Genomic DNA, 21,229 nt, shown 5'->3' on the forward strand with positions numbered 1-21,229 from the left:
GCGCTTCCTCTTGTGTGGTAGGGGCTTGCCCCACCCCCCCCCCCCCCTCCCCCAGCATCCCTACGACCCCTGTTCCCCCCCCCTCTTCTCTCTACGCGTTCCTGCGGGCCACCCCCCCCGCGTCGCGCAGGGACGCAGGTCGGCCGAGGGCATGGGAGCAGCCAGCGATGATCCAGATCACCGGACTGACCAAGGTCTACCGCAGGGGCGGCCCGCCGGCGGTGCTCGATCTGACCTTCGACGCCCGTCCGGGAGCGGTGACGGTGCTGCTCGGCTCCGAGGGTGCGGGCAAGTCCACCGCGCTGCGGCTGATGCTCGAACTCGAACGCGGCCAGGGCGTCACGCTCTTCGACGGCCGCACCTACCGCCGGCTGCGGCACCCCGAGCGGGAGGTCGGCGTGCTGCTGCCCGGCCCGGGCGGAGCCGAGGGGGCCGTTGCCGGGCACCCCGGCCGGAAGGCCCGGAGCCACCTCAGAATGCTGGCGGCGGCCGTCGGAGTGCCGGCCCGGCGGGCCGACGAGCTGTTGGAGCAGACCCGGCTCGCCAGCGTCTGCGAGCAGCGGCTGCGCACCTTCTCGCCCGGCATGCACCGCCGGCTGGCGCTCGCCACCGCCCTGCTCGGAGACCCCGGCACCCTCGTCCTCGACGCGCCCACCGAGGGCCTGTCGCCGCGCAATGTGGAGTGGTTCCACTCCTTCCTGCGCTCGTTCGGCGTGGCGGGCGGGACGGTCCTGGTGACCACCCGGACCCCGCAGGAGGCCGCCCGGCTCGCCGACCGGGTGATCACGCTCGACCAGGGCCGGATGGTGGCCGACCAGCCGGAGGCGGAGTTCCGCCGAACCCGGCTCAGCCCGGAGGTCGCCGTGCGCGGGCCGCAGATGGCCCGGCTCGCCGATCTTCTGGTCGGCCAGGGCGCGCAGGTGCGCCGCGACGGCGGGGCGGGCCTCGCGGTGGCGGGGATCGGCCGTACCGAGATCGGCGAACTCGCCTACCAGCACGGCATCCTGCTGCACGAACTCGCCGACCGGGTGGTCGAGCAGCCGGCTCCCCGCGCCACGCTGCCCGTGGCCTCGGGCCGCTCCGGCCACCTCCACGTCCGCCCTGCACCGGCCGGGCAGGGGCTGGGCGAGCGGGCACGGGGCGAGCGGGAGCAGGCCGGTCAGATGCCGGCCGCTCAGGCCCCGGCCGGTCGGAGGTCGGCCGAACCGGTGCCGGACCGTCCGGTCAGGACGCGCCCGGTGAAGGCCCGCCGGTCGGCGGACGAGCCGGTGGCGGACCAGGCAACGGCCACTCAGGCGATGCCTGCGGTGAGCGAGGAGCCGAGGCCGGAGCCTGTCCGGCCCCGGGCATCGGAGGCGGCCGGGGCCGGACAGGCCCACGTGCCCCAGTCCACCACGAGGACGCCGGCGGGCGTCGCACTCCCCGCCCTCGCCCTCCCCTCCACTCCCGCCCCTGCCGCCGCCGGGGCCGCCGCCTCCACCTCTGCGGCGACCGCGCTGTCGGCGGTCGCCAGAGCGGCCCGCCCGGCCCCGCCCGCTCCGCCCTCCGGCCCGGACGCGGCCGATCCGGCCGACCCCGCCGACCCCGCCGACCCCGCCGAGACCTCCCCGACCGTCGCCGTGGACCGCCTCTTCCGGGACGGCCTCAGCGCTCTGGTCCGGCCCGGCGGTGCTGGTCAGGCCGCCACCACGCCCCGCGACCGGTCGGAGGAGGCCGCCGCCGGAGACCTGCTGACCGCCGACACCATCCGCCTCGGCCGCCTGGACCCGGAAGCCGCCCCCACCCGCAGCTCTGATCCCACCCACAGCTCTGATCCCACCCACAGCTCTGACCCCACCCACATCTCTGACCACACCCGCAGCTCCGCCCCCGGCTGGAGCTCCACCCCCGCCTGCGGCTCCGACCTCGCCCAGAGCTTCGAGCCCGCCCACAGCCTCGACCCTGCCCAGACCTCCACCCCCGCGTCCTCCCACACCCCCGACCACCGGAGCGAGTGAACCGTGCGTGCCCTGGCCTACGAGCTGCGCCGGCTGCGCGGCCTCCGCTCCACCTGGTTGCTTCTCGCCGCGGTGCTGCTCTGCGACGCCGTCGTGGCCGCCGTGCTGGCCGCCCAGACGCCGACCGGCCCGTTGTCCGGTTCGTTGTCCGGGCTGGCGGGCGTCCGGCTGCTGACGGCGACCGTCCCGCTGATCCCGCTGCCGTTCGCGGCGCTCGGTGCCGGGGTGCTGGGCGCCCTCTCCTACGGGCACGAGGTGCGGCACCCGGGGTTGCCGGCCTCGCAGGTGTCGTACCTGCGGCGGGTGCGGCTGCTGCTGGCCAAGCTGGTGGTGATCGGTCCGGTCGCGGGGCTGCTGGCGCTGGCCACCCTGCTGGTCGACGCGGTGGCCGTGAACCTCGCCCTGCCGGCGGGGGTGACGGTGGCCGCCTGGTCGGACCCGGCCGCGCTCTCGGACGGGGTGTCGGGGGCGCTGTCCTCGGCGGGTCTGACCGGGCTCGCCGACCTCCCGGGCCTGCTCGCCCCGGTGGCCCTCGGAGTCGGCCACGGCGTACCGGCGGCGCTGCTGGCCTTCGTCGGGCTGGTGGTCGTGGCGGGCTGGACGGGTGTGCTCACGGCCTCGCTGACCCGCAGTGCCGCCGCCGGTGTGCTGCTGCTCTGCGCGCTGCCGCCGCTGCTGGAGTCCGGGGTGGCGTTGCTGCTGCGGCAGACGGGGACGGCCTGGCCGACCCGTGCGGCGGAGCTGCTGCCGTTCCAGTCCGGCATCGAGTGGGCGTACGGATGGGTGTACGGCGGGGACCGCAGGGTTGCGGCGGGCGGTTCGGCACTGACCGATCCCGCGCTGCTGGCGGCGGTGGCGGCGCCCGCCCTGGTGCTGCTGCTCGCGACGCTCCTGGTCCAGGCCCGTCGCCGCGCGCTCTGAGGCGCCTGAAGGCACCGCCCCGGCTCTCGCGGACAGCCCCGCCGGGGCCCGGCCGTCACTGACGGTCCGCCAAGATCGACCAGCTGTGACCGTAATGCGCGGTTCTTCCTGATAAGAAGTCAATTATCCAGTCACGGTCGATCACCCTTTCGTGTGCTTTTCACGAGAATCCTCAAGCTGCGCCCGCCGATCGCCGACAAAGGACCTGTGAGTACCCTTGCGCACCCCACCATGACCCCCGCCCGTTCCGCCGAAGGCGCCATCCCCGGCTCCGGCGACCTGGACCGCTTCTCGTACGCCGACCGGCCGATCCCGCCGGCGCCCCGTTGGGAGGGCGCCGAGTCGGACCTGGCCCGGGTCGGCCGCAAGACCACCAGCAGCCGCGGCCGCGGTCTGCACGGCCAGTTGGTGCAGCAGCTCGGTCAGATGATCGTCTCGGGTGACCTCGGCGCCGACCGCCCGCTCGTCCCCGAGGAGATCGGCCAGCGGTTCGAGGTCTCCCGCACCGTGGTCCGCGAGTCGCTGCGCGTGCTGGAGGCCAAGGGCCTGGTCAGCGCCCGGCCGAACGTCGGCACCCGGGTCCGTCCCGTCGGCGACTGGAACCTGCTGGACCCGGACATCATCGAGTGGCGTGCCTTCGGCCCGCAGCGCGACGAGCAGCGCCGGGAGCTGTTCGAGCTCCGCTGGGCGATCGAGCCGCTGGCGGCCCGGCTCGCCGCCGGCCACGGCCGGGAGGACGTCCAGCAGCGGCTGGTCGAGCTGATCGAGATCATGGGCCACGCCTCCGCCCAGGCCGACCTCTCCACGTTCTCGCGGGCCGACGCCGAGCTGCACGCCCTCGTCCTGCAGATGGCCGGCAACCGGATGCTGGAGCACCTCTCCGGGATCGTCTCCGGTGCGCTCCAGGTGTCCGGCGGTCCGGCCACGGCCTGCGAGCGCCCCTCGGAGGCCTCGGTCAGCCTGCACGCCCGGCTGGTGGACGCGCTCGGCACCGGTGACGGCACCGCGGGCGAGGTCGCGATGCGGGCGCTGCTCACCGTCCACCCGGAGATCGAGCCGTCCGTCCCGGCCCCTCGGGAGCACTGAGCCGCCCACCTTGCGACCGAGCGACCCCGGCGAACCCATGGCCCTCCGGCTGCACCCCACGGCGCGGTCGGAGGGCCCTTTCGTGCCGGGCCGCCCACCCGCCCGTCCGGGCCCCGGGCCTCTCGCCACGCTGATATGTCCTGCCCATGCCAACCGACTTCGGCGCGAGTGCGCGATGATGGAAGCCGGCCCCGGGTCGCGGGCGCCGAGCGGTGTGACCCGCGACACGAAGGCCATGCGTAACACTTGACGAGTAGCAGCGATGTCTCCAGAGCGGAAGCAGCTCCGGAATACCCCAACATGTCAGAATGCTGTGTTGGTCTGCGGCGCTGCTGCCGTCCTGCAAACCCAGTCCTCAAGCCCGAGTCGGTCGGAATCGACACCGCGTGCCTGACGCGCGATTTCCTTCCCCGCCCGCTCGGGCGGCCGGTACGGGTTCGAGTCCACTCATCGTCCGAGAGGTTGTTCGTGTCGGCCAGCACATCCCGTTCACTTCCCCCCGAGATCGCCGAGTCCGCGGCTCTGCTGGCGCTCATCGAGCGGGGCAAGGCCCAGGGGCAGATCGCCGGTGACGACGTGCGCCAGGCGTTCGAGGCGGACCAGATCCCGGTCACCAAGTGGAAGAACGTCATGCGCAGCCTCAACCAGGTGCTGATTGAGGAGGGGGTGGATCTCATGGTCAGCGCGGCCGAACCGGCCGGCGCCAAGCGCAAGAGCGTCGCGGCCAAGAGCCCCACCAAGCGCACCGCCACCAAGGCGGTCACCACCCGGAACCCGGCTGCCCCGGCGGCCCCGACCAAGCCGCCCGTGCGGATCGCGCCCGGTGCCCCCGTCGCCGCTCCGGCCGTCGTGGCCGCCGCCGCCTCGGTCAGCACGGTGTCCGCCGACATCACCGCCGAGGGGGCGACCAGCGTCGCCGCCGAGGTGAAGGCGGTCGCGGCGAAGAAGGCGGCCCCGGCCAAGAAGGCCGCGGCCAAGAAGACCGCCGCCCCGGCCAAGAAGACCGCCGCCAAGAAGACCGCGTCCGCCAAGGCGGGCAAGGGCGACGAGGAGCTCGTCGGCGAGGAGGAGCTCCTCGAGGACGTCGCCCTCCCCGGCGACAAGGCCGGCGAGGAGGCGGAGCCCGAGGAGGAGTCGCAGGGCTTCGTGCTCTCCGACGACGACGAGGACGACGCCCCGGCCCAGCAGGTCGCCGTCGCCGGTGCCACCGCCGACCCGGTCAAGGACTACCTCAAGCAGATCGGCAAGGTCCCGCTGCTCAACGCCGAGCAGGAGGTCGAGCTCGCCAAGCGCATCGAGGCCGGCCTGTTCGCCGAGGACAAGCTCTCGGCCGCCGACAAGCTGGCTCCCAAGCTCAAGCGCGAGCTGGAGATCATCGCCGAGGACGGCCGCCGCGCCAAGAACCACCTGCTGGAGGCCAACCTCCGACTGGTCGTCTCGCTGGCCAAGCGCTACACCGGCCGCGGCATGCTCTTCCTGGACCTGATCCAGGAGGGCAACCTCGGTCTGATCCGCGCGGTCGAGAAGTTCGACTACACCAAGGGCTACAAGTTCTCCACCTACGCCACGTGGTGGATCCGCCAGGCGATCACCCGCGCGATGGCCGACCAGGCCCGCACCATCCGTATCCCGGTGCACATGGTCGAGGTCATCAACAAGCTGGCCCGCGTCCAGCGCCAGATGCTCCAGGACCTGGGCCGCGAGCCCACCCCGGAGGAGCTGGCCAAGGAGCTCGACATGACCCCGGAGAAGGTCATCGAGGTCCAGAAGTACGGCCGCGAGCCCATTTCGCTGCACACCCCGCTGGGTGAGGACGGCGACAGTGAGTTCGGTGACCTGATCGAGGACTCCGAGGCGGTCGTGCCGGCCGACGCGGTCTCCTTCACCCTGCTCCAGGAGCAGCTGCACTCGGTGCTGGACACCCTGTCCGAGCGCGAGGCGGGCGTCGTCTCGATGCGCTTCGGCCTGACGGACGGTCAGCCGAAGACGCTGGACGAGATCGGCAAGGTGTACGGGGTCACCCGTGAGCGCATCCGCCAGATCGAGTCCAAGACCATGTCGAAGCTGCGCCACCCGTCGCGCTCCCAGGTGCTGCGCGACTACCTGGACTGACAGGCAGGACCATGTAGGGCGGTAGCCCTGCGGAAGAGGCCCGGAGCACACCGCTCCGGGCCTCTTCGCATGTCCGCGAGGCCTTTTCCGCATGTTGGCGCGGCCTCTTCGCATGCCTGGCGGGCCGCGTCCGCGCGTCCGTGCGGCCTCGCCGTGTCCGCATCGGGCCCCGTCGCGCGTCCGCGGGGCCTTTTCGCACGTCCGGGGCCGGGTGCGTCAGCGTCCGGGTGGCGGTTGTCGCTCGTCCGGGTGGCGGCACCACGAGAAGCGGTCGCAGGGCGTAGTCGATCACCTACGCTGTGCCGGTTGCCTGCTGCCGAGCCAACTGGAGACACGGTGCTGCCCAATCCGGACCGCGCGGATCTGCCGACCGCCGCCCCGACACCGGCACGCCCGGCCGCCCGGCCGGCGCGCCGCCGCCACCGGGCCGCCGTGTTGGCCGTGCTCGCTGCGCTGCCCGCGCCGCTGGTCGCGCTCGGCCCGGCGGCCGCCCCCGCCCAGGCGCAGGGCCGGATCGTCGGCGGGGCCGGTGCGAGTACCGCCGACCACCCGTGGATGGTGGCGGTCGCCAGCCGCCAGCAGTTCGGCAACGGCCGCTCCGGGCAGTTCTGCGGCGGTGCGCTGGTCGCCCCGACCAAGGTGGTGACGGCGGCGCACTGCTTCTACGACGAGTCCAAGGGCCAGCGGGTGGACCGGCCGGGCCTCAAGGTGGTGGTCGGCCGGGACGATCTGCGTGGCTCGGCCGGCCGCGAGGTGCCGGTCCAGTCGGTCTGGATCCACCCCGACTACGCCTTCGCCGCCAACATGAACGATGTGGCGGTGCTCACGCTCACCGAGTCGCAGGGCGCGCGGCCGGTCATCGACCTGGTGGGCCAGGGTGAGACCGAGCCGTACCAGCCGGGCACCAGGGCACAGGTCTACGGCTGGGGGGACACCACCGGGACGGGGAACTACTCACCCACGCTGCGCAGCGTGGGTGTGCCGATCATCCCGGACCAGACCTGTGCGCAGGCCTACCCGGGCGGGTCGGACGGGCGGTTCGACGCCCGCGGCATGGTCTGCGCGGGGGAGGAGAAGGGCGGCAAGGACGCGTGCCAGGGGGACAGTGGCGGTCCGCTGGTCGTCGCGGGCCGACTGGCCGGGCTGGTCTCCTGGGGAACGGGCTGCGCGGAGGCGGCACACCCGGGCGTCTACACCAGGGTGGGCGCGGTCTCGGACGCGGTGCACTCCGTGCTGTAGTGGTGGCGTCACGTTCTGACGCGCCATCGGCCGGCCTGGAGGAAGCACCGGAGACGGGAAGCACCGGAGACGGGATTGACCGGGGCCGGGAAGTACCCGGGAACGACGGACCGAGAACAGCAGAGCCGGGCGACCGGCCCCGGAAGGGGACCTGTCGCCCGGCTCGCCGGTCGCGCGCGGTGCGCGGCCGGACACAGCTCGTCGCTGATTGCTGCTGTGGCGCCTGGGCTCAGCGTTCTTCGTCGCTGGCCGTGGCCGTGGTGGTGCCGCTGAGACGGCCGCTCTCGTCCTGTATCTCCACGGCGATCTTCTTGAGCTCGGGCTCGAACTTCCGGCCGTGGTGGGCGCAGAAGAGCAGCTCTCCGCCGCTGGCGAGTACGACGCGCAGGTAAGCCTGGGCGCCGCAGCGGTCGCAGCGGTCAGCCGCGGTGAGCGGGCTCGCAGGTGTCAGAACAGTAGTCACGTCGCCTCTTCTCTAGCTCGACGAGCTGTCGTACCAGGGTCAACATCCAACCAGGCCGAAAACGTTCCCGCTCGTGGCTTTTCTTCTTTGAGGATTCTGCTGTGTTGATGAGGACGTGCCCCGGGGGCCGGTGGTTCATGCGTACCGAATCCCAGGATCCGCCTCTCGCTCGAACGCCCGATCGGGACCGGGTGCGAGGTCCGCGTAGCATAATCCTCTGCTGGGTTGGAGCATAAGCCCCGTCCCGGGCCCCGGTAGCCTGCATAACGGCAGTTCCGGAGCCTGCGCCCGGCCCCACGATCCGCCAGGACCGGTGGTACCGGGAGGAGATGGCGCCCCGGCGGCCGTCGTCCGGTGCGGCGCTTGTTCGCGCAGCGCGTACAAGCTGCGCGGGACCGGACCGCCGTGCTGTGCACTCGGCGGAGCGGTGTGCACACACAGGGGAACGGCTGTCGGTGCGGTGTGCTGCACTGGCGGACGGTCCGGCTGCGGCCGGATGCCACCCCGGATGTGACCGGGTCGGATGTGACCGAGCCGGACATGACCGGGTCGGATGTGACCGATGAGACAGAACTTCACCGAGGAGAGTGCCGCGTGAGTGCCGAAACGACCGTGCCGTCCGCACTGCTGGCCGGCGACGACGGTTCCAACTACACCGCTCGGCACCTGCTCGTCCTGGAGGGCCTGGAGGCGGTCCGCAAGCGCCCCGGCATGTACATCGGCTCGACCGACAGCCGTGGCCTGATGCACTGCCTCTGGGAGATCATCGACAACTCCGTCGACGAGGCGCTCGGCGGCTACTGCGACCGCATCGACGTCGTCCTGCACGAGGACTCCTCGGTGGAGGTGCGCGACAACGGCCGCGGCATCCCGGTGGACGTCGAGCCCAAGACCGGCCTCTCCGGCGTCGAGGTCGTGATGACCAAGCTGCACGCCGGCGGCAAGTTCGGCGGCGGCTCGTACGCGGCCTCCGGCGGTCTGCACGGCGTCGGCGCCTCCGTCGTCAACGCGCTCTCCGCCCGCCTGGACGTCGAGGTCGACCGCGGCGGCCACACCCACGCGATCAGCTTCCGCCGCGGCACCCCCGGCATCTTCACCGAGACCAGCCCGGACGCGCCCTTCGAGCCCGCCAACGGCCTCACCAAGGCCCGCAAGGTCCCGAAGACCCGCACCGGTACCCGGATCCGCTACTGGGCCGACCGGCAGATCTTCCTCAAGGACGCCAAGCTCTCGCTGGAGCACCTGCACAGCCGGGCCCGGCAGACCGCCTTCCTCGTCCCCGGCCTGACCATCGTCGTCCGTGACGAGCGGCTGACCGAGAGCGACAAGGTCGACGAGTCGACCTTCCGCTACGACGGCGGTATCGCCGAGTTCTGCGAGTTCCTCGCGCCCGACAAGCCGGTCTGCGACGTGCTGCGGCTGCGCGGCGAGGGCACCTTCAAGGAGACCGTCCCCGTCCTGGACGAGCTCGGCCACATGACGCCCACCGAGGTCACCCGCCACCTCGGCGTGGACATCGCGCTGCGCTGGGGCGCCGGCTACGACACCACGCTGCGCTCCTTCGTGAACATCATCGCCACCCCCAAGGGCGGCACCCACATCACCGGCTTCGAGCGCTCGCTCGCCAAGACCGTGAACGAGGCGCTCCGCGCCGGCAAGCTGCTGCGCGTCGCCGAGGACGACATCACCAAGGACGACGCCACCGAGGGCCTCACCGCGGTGGTCACCGTCCGGCTCGCCGAGCCGCAGTTCGAGGGCCAGACCAAGGAGGTGCTGGGCACCTCGGCGGCCAACCGGATCGTCGCCGCGGTGGTCGCCAAGGAGCTCAAGGCCTTCCTGACCTCCGGCAAGAAGGACGAGAAGGTCCAGGCCCGGGCGGTGCTGGAGAAGGTCGTCGCCGCGGCCCGCACCCGGGTCGCCGCCCGCCAGCACAAGGAGGCCCAGCGCCGGAAGACCGCGCTGGAGACCAGCTCGCTGCCGGCCAAGCTCGCCGACTGCCGCAGCGACGACGTCGACCGCACCGAACTCTTCATCGTCGAGGGCGACTCGGCGCTCGGCACCGCCAAGCTGGCCCGCAACTCCGAGTTCCAGGCCCTGCTGCCGATCCGCGGCAAGATCCTCAACGTGCAGAAGGCGTCCGTGAGCGACATGCTCAAGAACGCCGAATGCGCCTCGATCATCCAGGTGATAGGGGCCGGTTCGGGCCGCACCTTCGACATCGACCAGGCCCGCTACGGCCGCGTCATCTTCATGGCCGACGCCGACGTCGACGGCTCGCACATCCGCATCCTGCTGCTGACGCTCTTCCAGCGCTACATGCGGCCCATGGTCGAACAGGGCCGGATCTTCGCCGCCGTGCCGCCACTGCACCGCATCGAGCTCACCAACCCCAAGCGCGGCCAGGAGAAGTACCACTACACCTACTCCGACGCCGAGCTGCGCTCCACCGTGCTGGACTTCCAGCGCAAGGGCCTGCGCTGGAAGGACCCGGTGCAGCGGTACAAGGGTCTCGGCGAGATGGACGCCGACCAGCTGGCCGAGACCACCATGGACCCGCGCCACCGCACGCTGCGCCGGATCAACCTGGGCGATCTCGAACAGGCCGAGAAGATCTTCGACCTGCTGATGGGCAACGACGTCGCCCCGCGCAAGGAGTTCATCGTGGACTCGGCGGCCACCCTGGACCGCTCGCGCATCGACGCCTGAGCAGCCCGTTCCGCGCCAGGGCCCTCCACCCGTGGGTGGAGGGCCTTCGCGTTGCCCGGTCCACCCCCGGTCCACCCCGGCTCCGATCACCGGACGGCGCCGGATCCGTAGCGTCGGAGAGGTCAGCCCAGCCCCTTCCGCCGGAACGGAGAGACCGATGAGCGGCCTCGTCAACATCCTCGTGATCATCGCGGTGATGGTCCTGGTGGTCCAGCGCCAGATGCGTGCCCAACGCCTGGACACCGAGCGCCGTTTCTGGCTCGCGCCGCTGATCCTCGCCGTGCTCGCGCTGCGCGACCCACAGCTGGTCGACCACGCACACCAGGCCCCGGCCGTCGCACTGCTCGTCACCTCGCTGCTGGTGGTGCTCGCGATGGGCTGCGTCTGGGGCTGGACCGTCCGGCTCTGGCACGGCAAGGACGGCGCGCTCTGGGCGCAGGGAACCAAGGCCACGGTGGCGGCCTGGACCGGCATGATCGCCATCCGGCTCGGCCTGTTCGGGATCGGCTCGGCGCTGCACGTCCGCCAGAGCGGCAGCGCGCTGCTGCTCGGCCTGGCGGTCCTGCTGCTGGTCAGGTCGCTCGTGGTGAACTGGAGGGCGCGGAACCTGGAGCCCTCGTACCGCGCCACCATGACCGGCTGACCGCCGGTCCGTCGAGCCAGGAGGAGTGCCCGTGCCCGGGTGGAGCTGGACCCGCTGGCCCTCCCGGGAGGGGCTGGAGCGGGACGCGGAGAGCCCGGCGCGGCGGACCATCACCGTGCTGGGCCGCACGGTGCTGCTCGTCACGCTGGTCTGGGGGACGTACTCCCGGGGGGCGTACACCGGTTGGAGCGTGGTCGCGGTCAGCGCCGGGATGGTCGCCGTCGTGGCGCAGTGGCTCGCATTCCTGAAGGTCAGCCGGGAGCAGCGGGCACGGCCCGCCTTCGTCCTGGCCGCCACCCTGATCGGCTCCGCCTGGCTCGCCGAGTGGGGGCAGGCCTATGTGCTGGCCGACTTCACCTGGGCCGGCCTCGCGGTCGCCGCCCTGGTCCGGCTGCCGATCGCCGCCGCGCTGGTCACGGCCGTGGTGGCGTTCGGCTCCTACGCGGCGGCCAGCTGGGAGAGTTGGCTCGCCGTCTGCGCCACGATCGGGGGGCTCAGCGTGCTCGGCTACCTGTTGCGGCTGGACACCGAGGCACGTGGCACCGCCCGCCGGCTGCTCACCCAGGAACGGGCCGCCCGGGCCGCCGAGGCGGAGAGCGCGGCGCTCGCCGAACGGGCCAGGATCGCCCGGGAGATCCACGACGTACTGGCCCACAGCCTCTCCGCGCAGCTCGTCCACCTGGAGGCGGCGCGGCTGATGCTGGACGCCGGCACCGACCGGGAGCAGGTCCGCGAACGGGTGGTGGCCGCCCGGCGGATGGCACAGGACGGCCTGGCCGAGACCCGGCAGGCGCTCTCCGTGCTGCGCGGTGAGTTCACCCCGGTCGGGGAGTTCCTGGTGGAGCTGACGGGGCGTGAGCGGGCCGGTCTCACGGTCACCGGTACGCCGCGCCCGCTGGCCGCGGAGGCGGGGCTCGCGGTGCGGCGGACGGCGCAGGAGGCGCTGACCAACGTGCGCAAGCACGCCCCCGGCACACGCTGCACCGTCGAACTGCGCTACCTGCCGGAGGCGGTGGAGCTGGAGGTGCGCAACACCCGCCCGGCGCGCGGCGAGCCGGCCGGCGAGCTGGCGGCCAGCGGCAGCGGGTACGGTCTGCTGGGGATGCGCGAACGCGCGGAACTGCTCGGCGGCACCCTGCTGGCGGGCCCGGACGAGGGAGGATGGCGCGTGCTGCTGCGGGTGCCGGCGTGAGCGCGATCCGAGTGGTGGTCGCGGACGACCAGACGGTGGTGCGCGAGGGCATCGTCATGCTGCTCGGGCTGCTGCCGGGCATCGAGGTGGTCGGCGCCGCCGCCGACGGCGAGGAGGCCGTCGCCCTGGTCGAGCGGCACCACCCCGACGTGGTCCTGATGGATCTGCGGATGCCCCGCTGCGACGGCGTCGAGGCGACCCGCCGGATCCGGAGCGCCCACCCGGAGACCGAGGTGGTGGTGCTCACCACCTATGCCGACGACGATTCGCTGTTCCCGGCACTGCAGGCCGGGGCGCGCGGCTACCTGACCAAGGACGCGGGCGGCGAGGAGATCGCCCGGGCCATTGCGGACGTCCGCTCGGGCGCGGCCGGGCTCTCACCGCAGGTGCAGCTGCGGCTGCTGGAGCGGCTGGCGGACGCGGCCCCCACGGCCGGCCCCGCACGTAATCCGGAGCGCGCCGCGGACTCCCCGGCGGCGTCCGCGGGCGTGCTTCCGGACGGGCTGACCGCCCGCGAGGCCGAGGTGCTGGCGCTGATCGCCGAGGGGCTCTCCAACACCGAGATCGCCCGGCGGCTGTTCGTCAGCCCGGCCACGGTGAAGACCCACATCAACAACCTCTTCGCCAAGACCGCCGTCCGGGACCGGGCGCAGGCGGTCGCATACGCGTTCCGACACGGAATCACTGGTACGCAGCAGTAGTCGCATGAGTGTCTGTCGGATCATCGATCACCTCATCGAGTGAACGTATCTGCAATGGGAGTTTGCGGGGTTTGTAGGCCTCCATCATGGTTCGGTCAGCACACCCCTCGGCCCAGGAGCAGCAGTGCCACAGCCGCAGACGAGCAGCCCCGGCCAGGGGCAGCGATTCGACTGGTGGGCCGCTCCCGCCGCCGCCCCCCAGTCCGGCCGGCCGAGACCGGCGCCGACGCCGAGACCGGCGCCGACCCCGAGGCCGGCACCGGTCCAGGCACCGGTCCAGGCACCGGTCCAGGCACCGGTCCAGGCACCGGTGTCGCCACCGGTTTCGACGCCGGTCCAGGCATCGGCCTCGCCACCGGTCCAGGCATCGGCCCGGCCGGCCCGCGGTGAGGCGGTGCCCCCGCAGCCGGTCCCGCCCGTCGCGTCCCCGCCGGTTGTCGACGCCAGCACCGAGGTCTACCGCGCCGTCCAGGCCAGCGACGCCTTCCAGGACATCAAGCGCAGCTACCGCGATTTCGTCTTCCCCACCAGCGGCGCCTTCCTCGGCTGGTACCTGATGTACGTCGCCGCCCAGGCCGGTGCGCCCGGCGTGATGCGCAGCCAGATCGCCGGACCGCTCAACGTGGCCTGGCTGCTGGGGCTGCTGCAGTTCGCCTCGACCTTCCTGCTCACCTGGCTCTACGCCCGCAACGCCCGCACCAAGCGCGACCGGGCCGCCCTGGGCCTCCGCTGGGACACCCAGGACCAGCTGCGATGAGGACCGCCACCCCGCCCCCCGTCGCCCCCACCGGGGACCACCACGACCTGGCCATCGCGCTGTTCGCCGTCATCGTCCTGGTCACCCTGGGCATCACCCTCTGGGTGGGCCGACGGGGCAGCGCCGCCGAGGACTTCTACGCCGGCGGCCGGGACTTCACCCCGCTGCAGAACGGCTTCGCGCTCTCCGGGGACTACCTCTCCGCCGCCTCCTTCCTCGGCGTCGCCGGGCTGATCGCGCTGTACGGCTACGACGGCGTGCTCTACAGCATCGGCTTCCTGGTCGCCTGGCTGGTGGTCCTGATGCTGGTCGCCGAGCTGGTCCGCAACGCCGGCCGGTACACCCTCGCCGACGTGCTCGCGCTGCGGCTGCGCCGGCGCAAGGTCCGGGCGGCGGCCGGCGGCGCCAGCGTCGTCGTCACCCTGTTCTACCTGGTCGCCCAGATGGTCGGCGCGGGCAGCCTGGTCGCCCTGCTGCTCGGCACCAACAGCTCCGAGGCCCGGACCTGGACCATCGTCGCGGTCGGCGGTCTGATGATCGTCTATGTCACGATCGGCGGGATGCGGGCCACCACCTGGATCCAGATCGTCAAGGCCGTCCTGCTGGTCGCCGGCTCGGTGCTGCTCACCGTGCTGCTGATGGTGCGCTTCCACGGGGACGTCGCCGAGCTGATGCGGCAGGCCGCCCAGCACAGCGGTGCGGGGCAGCGGTACCTGGAGCCCGGGCTCAAGTACGGCAAGACCTTCACCAGCCGGCTGGACTTCTTCAGCCTCGGCCTGGCCCTGGTACTGGGCACCGCCGGGCTCCCGCACATCCTCTCCCGCTTCTACACCGTGCCCACCGCGCGGGCCGCCCGGCGCTCCACGATGTGGGCGATCGGACTGGTCGGCGGCTTCTACCTGATGGCCATCGCGCTCGGCCTCGGCGCCACCGCCCTGGTCGGCTCGGCCGAGGTCCGGCACGCCAACCCGGCCGGCAACACCGCAGTCCCGCTGCTGGCCCTGGTGCTCGGCGGTGGCAACGGCTCCACCGGAGGGGTGGTGCTGTTCGCGCTGATCTCGGCGATCGCCTTCGCCACCATCCTCGCCGTGGTCGCCGGGCTGACGCTCGCCTCCTCGGCGGCCTTCGCCCACGACATCTGGGCGGGCGCCTGGCGCGGCCGCCCGCGCCGCCGCCGGAGCCGACGGGCCGCCGTCCCGGCCTCACGGCGGGTCCGCGCCGGCCGGGCGGACGGCGACGGGGCCGGCGGCGAGGCCTCCGAACGCCAGGAGGTCGGCGTCGCGCGGATCGCGGCGGTGGGGATCGGGGCGGTCGCGATCGCGCTCAGCCTCTTCGCCCAGCAGATGAACGTGGCCTTCCTGGTCGGCCTGGCCTTCGCCGTCGCCGCCTCGGCCAACCTGCCGGTGCTGCTGTACTGCCTGTTCTGGCGGCGGTTCACCCCGCGCGGCGCGGTCTGGTCGGTGTACGGCGGGCTGATCCCGGCGGTGGTGCTGGTGACCTTCTCGCCGGTGGTCTCCGGCACCAAGATGGCGCTCTTCCCGGGGGTGGACTTCCACTGGTTCCCGCTGGAGAACCCGGGCATCGTCTCCATCCCGCTGGGCTTCCTGGCCGGCTGGATCGGCACGATCACCTCGCCCGAGCCGGCCGACCCGGACCGCTACGCCGAGCTGGAGGTCCGCTCCCTCACCGGCGCCGGAGCGGCCTGAGCGGCGCCCCATTCCGAACCCCGGCGGGCCTGGAACCCGCCGGGGTTCGGCGTGTTCGGGCCCGGGCGCGGGCCGACGGCACTCAGGCGCGGGCCGCCAGCACGTAGCGGTGCTCGGGCCGTCCGGTGTCGCCATAGCGCAGGGTCAGCCGCAGCCGGCTGTCGCGCTCCAGCTGTTTGAGGTAGCGCTGGGCGGTGGAGCGACTCAACCCGGTGGCGTCCGCGACCTCCTGGGCGGAGAGCGGCCGGCCAGCCCGGCGCAGCACCCCGAGGACCAGATCCGTGGTGGGCGCCGAGTGGCCCTTGGGCAGGGCGGCCGCCGGGGCCGCCGCGCTGCGCAGGGTCGCGAACAGCCGGTCCACCTCGTCCTGGCCGGCCTCGCGGGCGGCCGTACCGGCCAGCGCGTGCCGCAGCTGCGCATAGGCGACGAGCTTCTCCCGCAGCCCGGCGAAGGTGAACGGCTTGACCAGGTACTGCAGGGCGCCGTGCTGCATCGCCGCGTGCACGGTGGAGACGTCCCGGGCGGCCGTCACCATCATCACGTCGCAGGTGATGTCCTGGTCGCGGAGCCGGCGGACCAGGGCGAGGCCGGTCTCGTCCGGCAGGTGGTGGTCGAGCAGCAGCAGGTCGACCGGGCGGCGCTCCAGCGCGGCCAGCGCCTCGCCGGCCGAGTGCGCGGTGCCGGTGACCCGGAACCCGGGCACTTTGGCCACGTACGCGGCGTGCACGTCGGCGACCCTGAAGTCGTCGTCCACCACGAGTACGTCGATCATCACGCCTCCACGAGCGGTGCGGTGGGCAGGGTCCCGGCCGCGGGGTGCCGGGCATCGGCGGGCAGGGTGTCGGTGTGTACGGCCTCGGTGTGCACGGGCTCGTCGTGGAGCGCCTCGGGCAGCTCGACGGTGAACCGGGCGCCGCCGAGCGGGCCGGTGTCGAGCACGATCCGGCCGCCGCTCCGCCCGACCAGGCGCCGCACCATCGCCAGCCCCAGCCCGCGCGGCCGGTGCGCGGGCGCGTCCTTGCTGCTCCACCCCTCCTCGAAGACCCGCTCGCGCAGCTCCTCCGGCACGCCCGGGCCGCTGTCCGCGACCTCGACCAGCAGGGTGGAACCGGCCGCGGCCAGTGTCACCTCCACCCGGCCGCCGCCGCCCGGAGCCAGCGCGTCCACGGCGTTGTCGATCAGGTTGCCGAGCACGGTGACCAGCGTCCGGGCGTCGACCACCGCGTCCGGCAGGTGGGCGGCAGGGGCGACCGCCAGCCGGACGCCGCGCTCGCCCGCCACCGCCGCCTTGCCGGCCAGCAGCGCGGCGACGTGCGGGTCCTGCACCTGCTCGGCGATCCGCGCCGCGACCACCGCGTGCGAGCCCGACTGTTCGGAGATGAACGCCACCGCCTGCTCGTGCCGGCCCAGCTCCAGCAGCCCCAGCAGGGTGTGCATCCGGTTGGCGTGCTCGTGGTCCTGCGCCCGCAGCGCCTCGGTGAGGCTGCGGGTGGTGTCCAGCTCGCGGACCAGCGACTCCAGCTCCGTCCGGTCGCGCAGCGTCACGACGGCGCCGCCCTCGGCCGTCGCCATCCGGTTCACCACCAGGACCCGGTCGTCCCGGACGGCCGGCAGGTCCGTGCCGGCGATCCGGCCGGCCAGGACGTCGGCCAGCCGGCCGGGCGGCAGCACCTCGTCGATCGGCCGGCCGGTGCAGCCGTCGGGCAGGCCGAGCAGCCGTAGCGCCTCGTCGTTGGCCAGCCGGATCCGGCCGCGCTCGTCAAGTGCCACCATGCCCTCGCGGATGCTGTGCAGCATCGCCTCGCGTTCCACCAGCAGCGCCGAGATGTCGGCCAGCGCGATGTTGTGGGTGCGCCGCTTCAGCCGGCGGGCCAGCGCGAGGGTGGCGACGGTGCCCGCGGCCAGGCCGGCGCCCGCGCAGAGCAGGATCCCGGTGAGCATCTTCAGCAGCCGCCGCCGGATCGAGTCGTCGCTGATCCCGACCGACACCTCGCCGACGATCCGCCCGTCAGCGATCCGCAGCGGCACCTTGCCGCGTGCGGTGCGCCCCAGCGTGCCCTGCTGGATGGCGGTGACGCTGCGGCCGCTGAGCGCCGGCTCCGGGTCGGTGGAGACCCGCTGGCCGATCCGGTCCGGGTCGGTGTGCGAGAGCCGGATCCCGTCCAGGTCGGTGACCACGACGAAGCTGGCGCCGGTGGCCAGCCGGATCTGCTCGGCGTTGCGCTGCGCGGTCGCGGAGTCGCGGGCCTCGGCGGCGCGGGCGATCACCTCGTCATTGGCGGTGGCCTGGGCGATCGACAGCGCGCGCTGCATCGCGTCGTGGTCGAGCTCGGAGCTGACCGGCGCCAGGAACAGGCCGGCGGTGACGATGGTGACGCCGACGGTGACCACGGTCTGGCTCAGCAGCAACTGGGCGAAGACCCGGCGGGGCCAACGGGGGTGCTTCATCCGGGCCTCCTCTCGGCGGTCCTGCGGGCGGGCGGGCGGGCTTACGGGCATCCGGACATTCGGGCGGGCGGGCTTTCCGGCAGGCGGTCCTACGGGCGGGCGGTCCTGCGGGTGGGCGGGTGGTCTGGGGGCCTGGGCCGCGCCCGGCCGGTGGGCGGGCTTTCCGGCCGGTCGGCGGGTTGTGGGGCGGGTGGTCGGCACACCCTATGTTTCCGAGGTGTTTCTGTCAGCCGCGTCCCCGCTGTTGTAGCGGAAGCAAAACGAGCAGAACACCCCTCAACGCGGAGAACCCGCAGTACGCCGAGAAGCCTCCCGCCACTGCCCCGGCCGCTCCTAGCCTCCCGGAGCAAGCACAGACCCGGGAGGTCACATGAGCACAACCCCGGCGGCAGCCCCCACAACCCCCACGGCGCGGGCGGTACCGGCGATCGAGCTGGCCGGCGCGACCAAGCGCTTCCGCACCCCGTCCGGCGCGCTGCACACCGCCGTCCGCGATCTCGACCTGACGGTGGCGCAGGGCGAGTTCGTTGCCGTCGTCGGCCCCACCGGCTGCGGCAAGTCCACCACGCTGACCCTGGTCAGCGGCCTGGAGGAGCCCACCGAGGGCGACGTCCGGGTGTACGGCGAGGCGGTCGACGGGATCAACCCGCAGGTCGGCTTCGTCTTCCAGCAGGACGCCGTCTTCCCCTGGCGCACCGTCCTGTCCAACGTGACGGCCGGCCCGCGCTTCCGTGGCGTCCCGGCCGCCGAGGCCCGGGAACGAGCCCGGGACTGGCTGGCCCGGGTCGGCCTCGGCGCCTTCGAGGACCGCTACCCGCACCAGCTCTCCGGCGGTATGCGCAAGCGCGTCGCGCTCGCCCAGACCTTCGTCAACGAGCCCAGGATCCTGCTGATGGACGAGCCGTTCTCGGCGCTGGACGTGCAGACCCGCGCCCTGATGTCCGACCAGCTGCTGGAGCTGTGGGCCGGTGCCAGTTCCTCTGGCAACGCAGCCTCCGTCGTCTTCGTCACCCACGACCTGGACGAGGCGATCGCGCTGGCCGACCGGGTCGTGGTGATGACGGCCGGCCCGGCCACCGTCAAGGAGATCTTCACCGTCGACCTGCCGCGCCCGCGCACGGTGGAGGCCGTCCGGCTGGAGCCGAGGTTCGTCGAGCTGTACCGCGAGATCTGGGCCTCGCTCGGCGAAGAGGTGCGCATCACCCGTGAGAGAGGAGCGGGTCGTGCCGCTTGAGACCGCGTCCACCGCGTCCACCGCGTCCGCCGTTGCCGGCAAGCCGGGGGGCGCCCCCACCACCAGGACCGAGGCCCGCGAACGGGCCGCCCGGAGCCGGAAGTTGCGGGTGTACGGGGCCAGGGTCGCGGTGCTCCTCGCCTTCCTCGGGCTCTGGGAGCTGTGCGCCCGCACCGAGGTCATCGACCCGTTCAACTTCTCCCAGCCGTCGAAGATCTGGGCGCAGATCTGGCAGTGGATCACCCACGGCACCGCCCAGGGCTCGCTCGGCGAACAGATCGGCTACACCCTCTACGAGGCCCTCACCGGCTGGGTGATCGGCGTCACCGGCGGTGTGCTGCTGGGCATCGCGCTCGGCCGGATCCGGTTCCTGGCCGACGTGTTCGGGCCCTACATCAAGGTGCTGAACGCCATCCCGCGCATCGTGCTGGCCCCGATCTTCCTGATCTGGTTCGGCCTCGGCCCGGCCTCCAAGGTGGCCTCCGCGGTGGTGCTGGTGTTCTTCCCGGTCTTCTTCAACGCCTTCCAGGGCGCCCGCGAGGTGGACCGCAACCTCGTCGCCAACGCCCGCATCCTGGGCGCCAACAACCGCAAGGTCACCCTGCAGGTGGTCATCCCGGCCGCCACCACCTGGATCTTCACCAGCCTGCACGTCAGCTTCGGCTTCGCGCTGATCGGCGCCATCGTCGGCGAGTACATCGGCGCCACCAAGGGCCTCGGCCTGCTCGTCGCCGCCGCCCAGGGCACCTTCAACGCGGCCGGCGTGTACGCCGCCATGACCATCCTCGCCGTCGTCGCGCTGCTCACCGAGGGGCTGCTGACCTTCGCCGAGAAGAAACTCTTCCGCTGGAAGCCCGCCGACTCCGGCGACGGCCGCTGAACCCCCCCGTTCCCTCCCCTCCCGTCGTCCGTAGAGAGGCACCCCCACCCATGCGCCCGAACCCGACCAGCAGAGTCGTCGCAGCCGCCCTCGCCGCCGGCCTGCTCCTCCCGCTCACCGCCTGTGCCAACGACGCCGCCTCCACCTCCCACAACGGCGCCGCCCCGGCCGGCCGGCAGGTCGACGGACCCAAGGTCAAGATCATGGTCGGCGGCCTGGACAAGGTCATCTACATGCCCGCCATGCTCACCCAGCGCCTCGGCTTCTTCGCCGAGGCCGGCGTCAACGTCGAGCTGATGAGCGAACCGGCCGGCGTCAACGCCACCACCGCCCTGCTCGCCGGTGACGTCCAGGGCGCGGTCGGCTTCTACGACCACACCATCGACCTCCAGGCCAAGGGCAAGAACGTCGAGTCGGTCGTCCAGTTCTCCCAGGCCCCCGGCGAGGTCGAGATCGTCTCCACCAAGCAGGCCGACGCCATCAGGTCCGGCGCCGACTTCAAGGGCAAGAAGCTCGGCGTCACCAGCATCGGCTCCTCCACCGACTTCCTCACCAAGTACCTCGCCGTCAAGAACGGCACTGCGGTGGCCGACTTCAGCCCGATCGCCGTCGGCGCCGGCCAGACCTTCATCGCCGCACTCCAGCAGGGCTCCATCGACGCCGGCATGACCACCGACCCCACCGTCGCCAACATCCTCGACAAGGGCCTCGGCAAGATCCTCTACGACATGCGCACCCCCGAGGGCTCGCGCGCCGCGCTCGGCGGGCTCTACCCCTCGTCCTCGCTCTACATGAACACCGACTGGGTGGAGAAGAACAAGGACACCGCCCAGAAGCTCGCCAACGCCTTCGTGAAGACCCTCAAGTGGATGTCCACCCACAGCCCCGAGGAGATCGCCGCGAAGATGCCCGCCGACTACGCGCAGGGCGGCGGCGAACAGTACGCGGCCGCGATCAAGGCGACCCTGCCGATGTTCACCACCGACGGCGTGATGCCCGCCGACGGCCCCAAGACGGTCCTCGCCGTCCTCGCCGCCTTCCACCCCGACGTCAAGGGCAAGGAAGGCACGATCGACCTCGCCCGCACCTACACCACCGAGTTCGTCAGCAAGGCTGCCACCGGCTGAACCCGAGCCGACGGTCC

17 protein-coding genes are annotated in these 21,229 nt (G+C 72.7%); 14 read left to right on the top strand and 3 right to left on the bottom strand.

Annotated features, from left to right (window positions below):
- Nucleotides 1-167 precede the first annotated feature (167 nt).
- The 5 genes from ACZ6NC_RS22485 (at nucleotide 168) to ACZ6NC_RS22505 (ending at nucleotide 7,355) form a co-directional block, all read left to right on the top strand.
- Nucleotides 168-1,997: an ABC transporter ATP-binding protein gene (locus tag ACZ6NC_RS22485; RefSeq protein ID WP_465735405.1), complete on the top strand. Its 1,830-nt coding sequence runs from the start codon at nucleotides 168-170 to the stop codon at nucleotides 1,995-1,997.
- 3 nt (nucleotides 1,998-2,000) lie between these two features.
- Nucleotides 2,001-2,918, top strand: coding sequence for a hypothetical protein (locus ACZ6NC_RS22490; RefSeq protein ID WP_465735407.1), 918 nt, complete (start codon nucleotides 2,001-2,003; stop codon nucleotides 2,916-2,918).
- A 153-nt stretch (nucleotides 2,919-3,071) separates the two neighbouring features.
- Entirely contained in the window at nucleotides 3,072-4,004 is a 933-nt protein-coding gene (locus ACZ6NC_RS22495) for a FadR/GntR family transcriptional regulator (protein WP_465735409.1), read from the top strand.
- A gap of 468 nt (nucleotides 4,005-4,472) precedes the next feature.
- Nucleotides 4,473-6,116 (top strand): RNA polymerase sigma factor, encoded by a 1,644-nt coding sequence (locus ACZ6NC_RS22500; protein ID WP_465735411.1) that lies wholly within the window; start codon nucleotides 4,473-4,475, stop codon nucleotides 6,114-6,116.
- Nucleotides 6,117-6,548: 432 nt separating this feature from the next.
- On the top strand, nucleotides 6,549-7,355 hold the full coding sequence (locus ACZ6NC_RS22505; protein WP_465735486.1) for a S1 family peptidase: 807 nt from the start codon (nucleotides 6,549-6,551) through the stop codon (nucleotides 7,353-7,355).
- A gap of 229 nt (nucleotides 7,356-7,584) precedes the next feature.
- Here ACZ6NC_RS22505 and ACZ6NC_RS22510 read toward each other — a convergent pair whose 3' ends face one another.
- A complete protein-coding gene (locus ACZ6NC_RS22510) occupies nucleotides 7,585-7,818 on the bottom strand; it encodes a DUF7455 domain-containing protein (protein WP_396323758.1) in 234 nt (77 codons plus the stop codon).
- A 594-nt stretch (nucleotides 7,819-8,412) separates the two neighbouring features.
- Between ACZ6NC_RS22510 and ACZ6NC_RS22515 the strand changes: the two genes are divergently transcribed.
- The 6 genes from ACZ6NC_RS22515 (at nucleotide 8,413) to ACZ6NC_RS22540 (ending at nucleotide 15,523) form a co-directional block, all read left to right on the top strand.
- Nucleotides 8,413-10,524: a DNA gyrase/topoisomerase IV subunit B gene (locus ACZ6NC_RS22515; RefSeq protein WP_465735413.1), complete on the top strand. Its 2,112-nt coding sequence runs from the start codon at nucleotides 8,413-8,415 to the stop codon at nucleotides 10,522-10,524.
- Nucleotides 10,525-10,681: 157 nt separating this feature from the next.
- On the top strand, nucleotides 10,682-11,167 hold the full coding sequence (locus ACZ6NC_RS22520; protein ID WP_465735415.1) for a DUF1453 domain-containing protein: 486 nt from the start codon (nucleotides 10,682-10,684) through the stop codon (nucleotides 11,165-11,167).
- A 31-nt stretch (nucleotides 11,168-11,198) separates the two neighbouring features.
- A complete protein-coding gene (locus ACZ6NC_RS22525; protein ID WP_465735417.1) occupies nucleotides 11,199-12,359 on the top strand; it encodes a sensor histidine kinase in 1,161 nt (386 codons plus the stop codon).
- Nucleotides 12,329-13,060 (top strand): response regulator, encoded by a 732-nt coding sequence (locus ACZ6NC_RS22530; protein ID WP_465735419.1) that lies wholly within the window; start codon nucleotides 12,329-12,331, stop codon nucleotides 13,058-13,060. Before ACZ6NC_RS22525 ends, ACZ6NC_RS22530 begins: the two co-directional genes overlap by 31 nt.
- 394 nt (nucleotides 13,061-13,454) lie before the next feature.
- A complete protein-coding gene (locus ACZ6NC_RS22535; protein ID WP_465735421.1) occupies nucleotides 13,455-13,817 on the top strand; it encodes a DUF485 domain-containing protein in 363 nt (120 codons plus the stop codon).
- The gene (locus ACZ6NC_RS22540) at nucleotides 13,814-15,523 is read left to right on the top strand and encodes a solute symporter family protein (RefSeq protein ID WP_465735423.1); all 1,710 of its coding nucleotides are present in this window, start codon (nucleotides 13,814-13,816) and stop codon (nucleotides 15,521-15,523) included. The genes ACZ6NC_RS22535 and ACZ6NC_RS22540 overlap by 4 nt, the downstream gene beginning before the upstream one ends.
- 82 nt (nucleotides 15,524-15,605) lie before the next feature.
- On the opposite strand, the gene ACZ6NC_RS22545 is transcribed toward ACZ6NC_RS22540, so the two are convergent.
- Together ACZ6NC_RS22545 and ACZ6NC_RS22550 are read right to left on the bottom strand one after the other, a co-directional pair.
- On the bottom strand, nucleotides 15,606-16,295 hold the full coding sequence (locus tag ACZ6NC_RS22545) for a response regulator (protein ID WP_465735425.1): 690 nt from the start codon (nucleotides 16,293-16,295) through the stop codon (nucleotides 15,606-15,608).
- Nucleotides 16,295-17,971, bottom strand: a complete 1,677-nt coding sequence (locus ACZ6NC_RS22550; RefSeq protein ID WP_465735427.1) for an ATP-binding protein — start codon at nucleotides 17,969-17,971, stop codon at nucleotides 16,295-16,297. The genes ACZ6NC_RS22545 and ACZ6NC_RS22550 overlap by 1 nt, the downstream gene beginning before the upstream one ends.
- Nucleotides 17,972-18,341: 370 nt before the next feature.
- On the opposite strand from ACZ6NC_RS22550, the gene ACZ6NC_RS22555 reads away from it, so the two are divergent.
- The 3 genes from ACZ6NC_RS22555 to ACZ6NC_RS22565 are packed head-to-tail and all read left to right on the top strand — an operon-like array spanning nucleotide 18,342 to nucleotide 21,212.
- Nucleotides 18,342-19,205, top strand: a complete 864-nt coding sequence (locus tag ACZ6NC_RS22555) for an ABC transporter ATP-binding protein (RefSeq protein ID WP_465735429.1) — start codon at nucleotides 18,342-18,344, stop codon at nucleotides 19,203-19,205.
- Entirely contained in the window at nucleotides 19,195-20,085 is an 891-nt protein-coding gene (locus ACZ6NC_RS22560) for an ABC transporter permease (RefSeq protein WP_465735431.1), read from the top strand. The genes ACZ6NC_RS22555 and ACZ6NC_RS22560 overlap by 11 nt, the downstream gene beginning before the upstream one ends.
- 50 nt (nucleotides 20,086-20,135) lie before the next feature.
- Nucleotides 20,136-21,212, top strand: coding sequence for an ABC transporter substrate-binding protein (locus ACZ6NC_RS22565; protein ID WP_465735433.1), 1,077 nt, complete (start codon nucleotides 20,136-20,138; stop codon nucleotides 21,210-21,212).
- The last annotated feature ends 17 nt before the right edge of the window (nucleotides 21,213-21,229 follow it).

This window comes from Kitasatospora sp. NPDC041988, assembly GCF_055588525.1.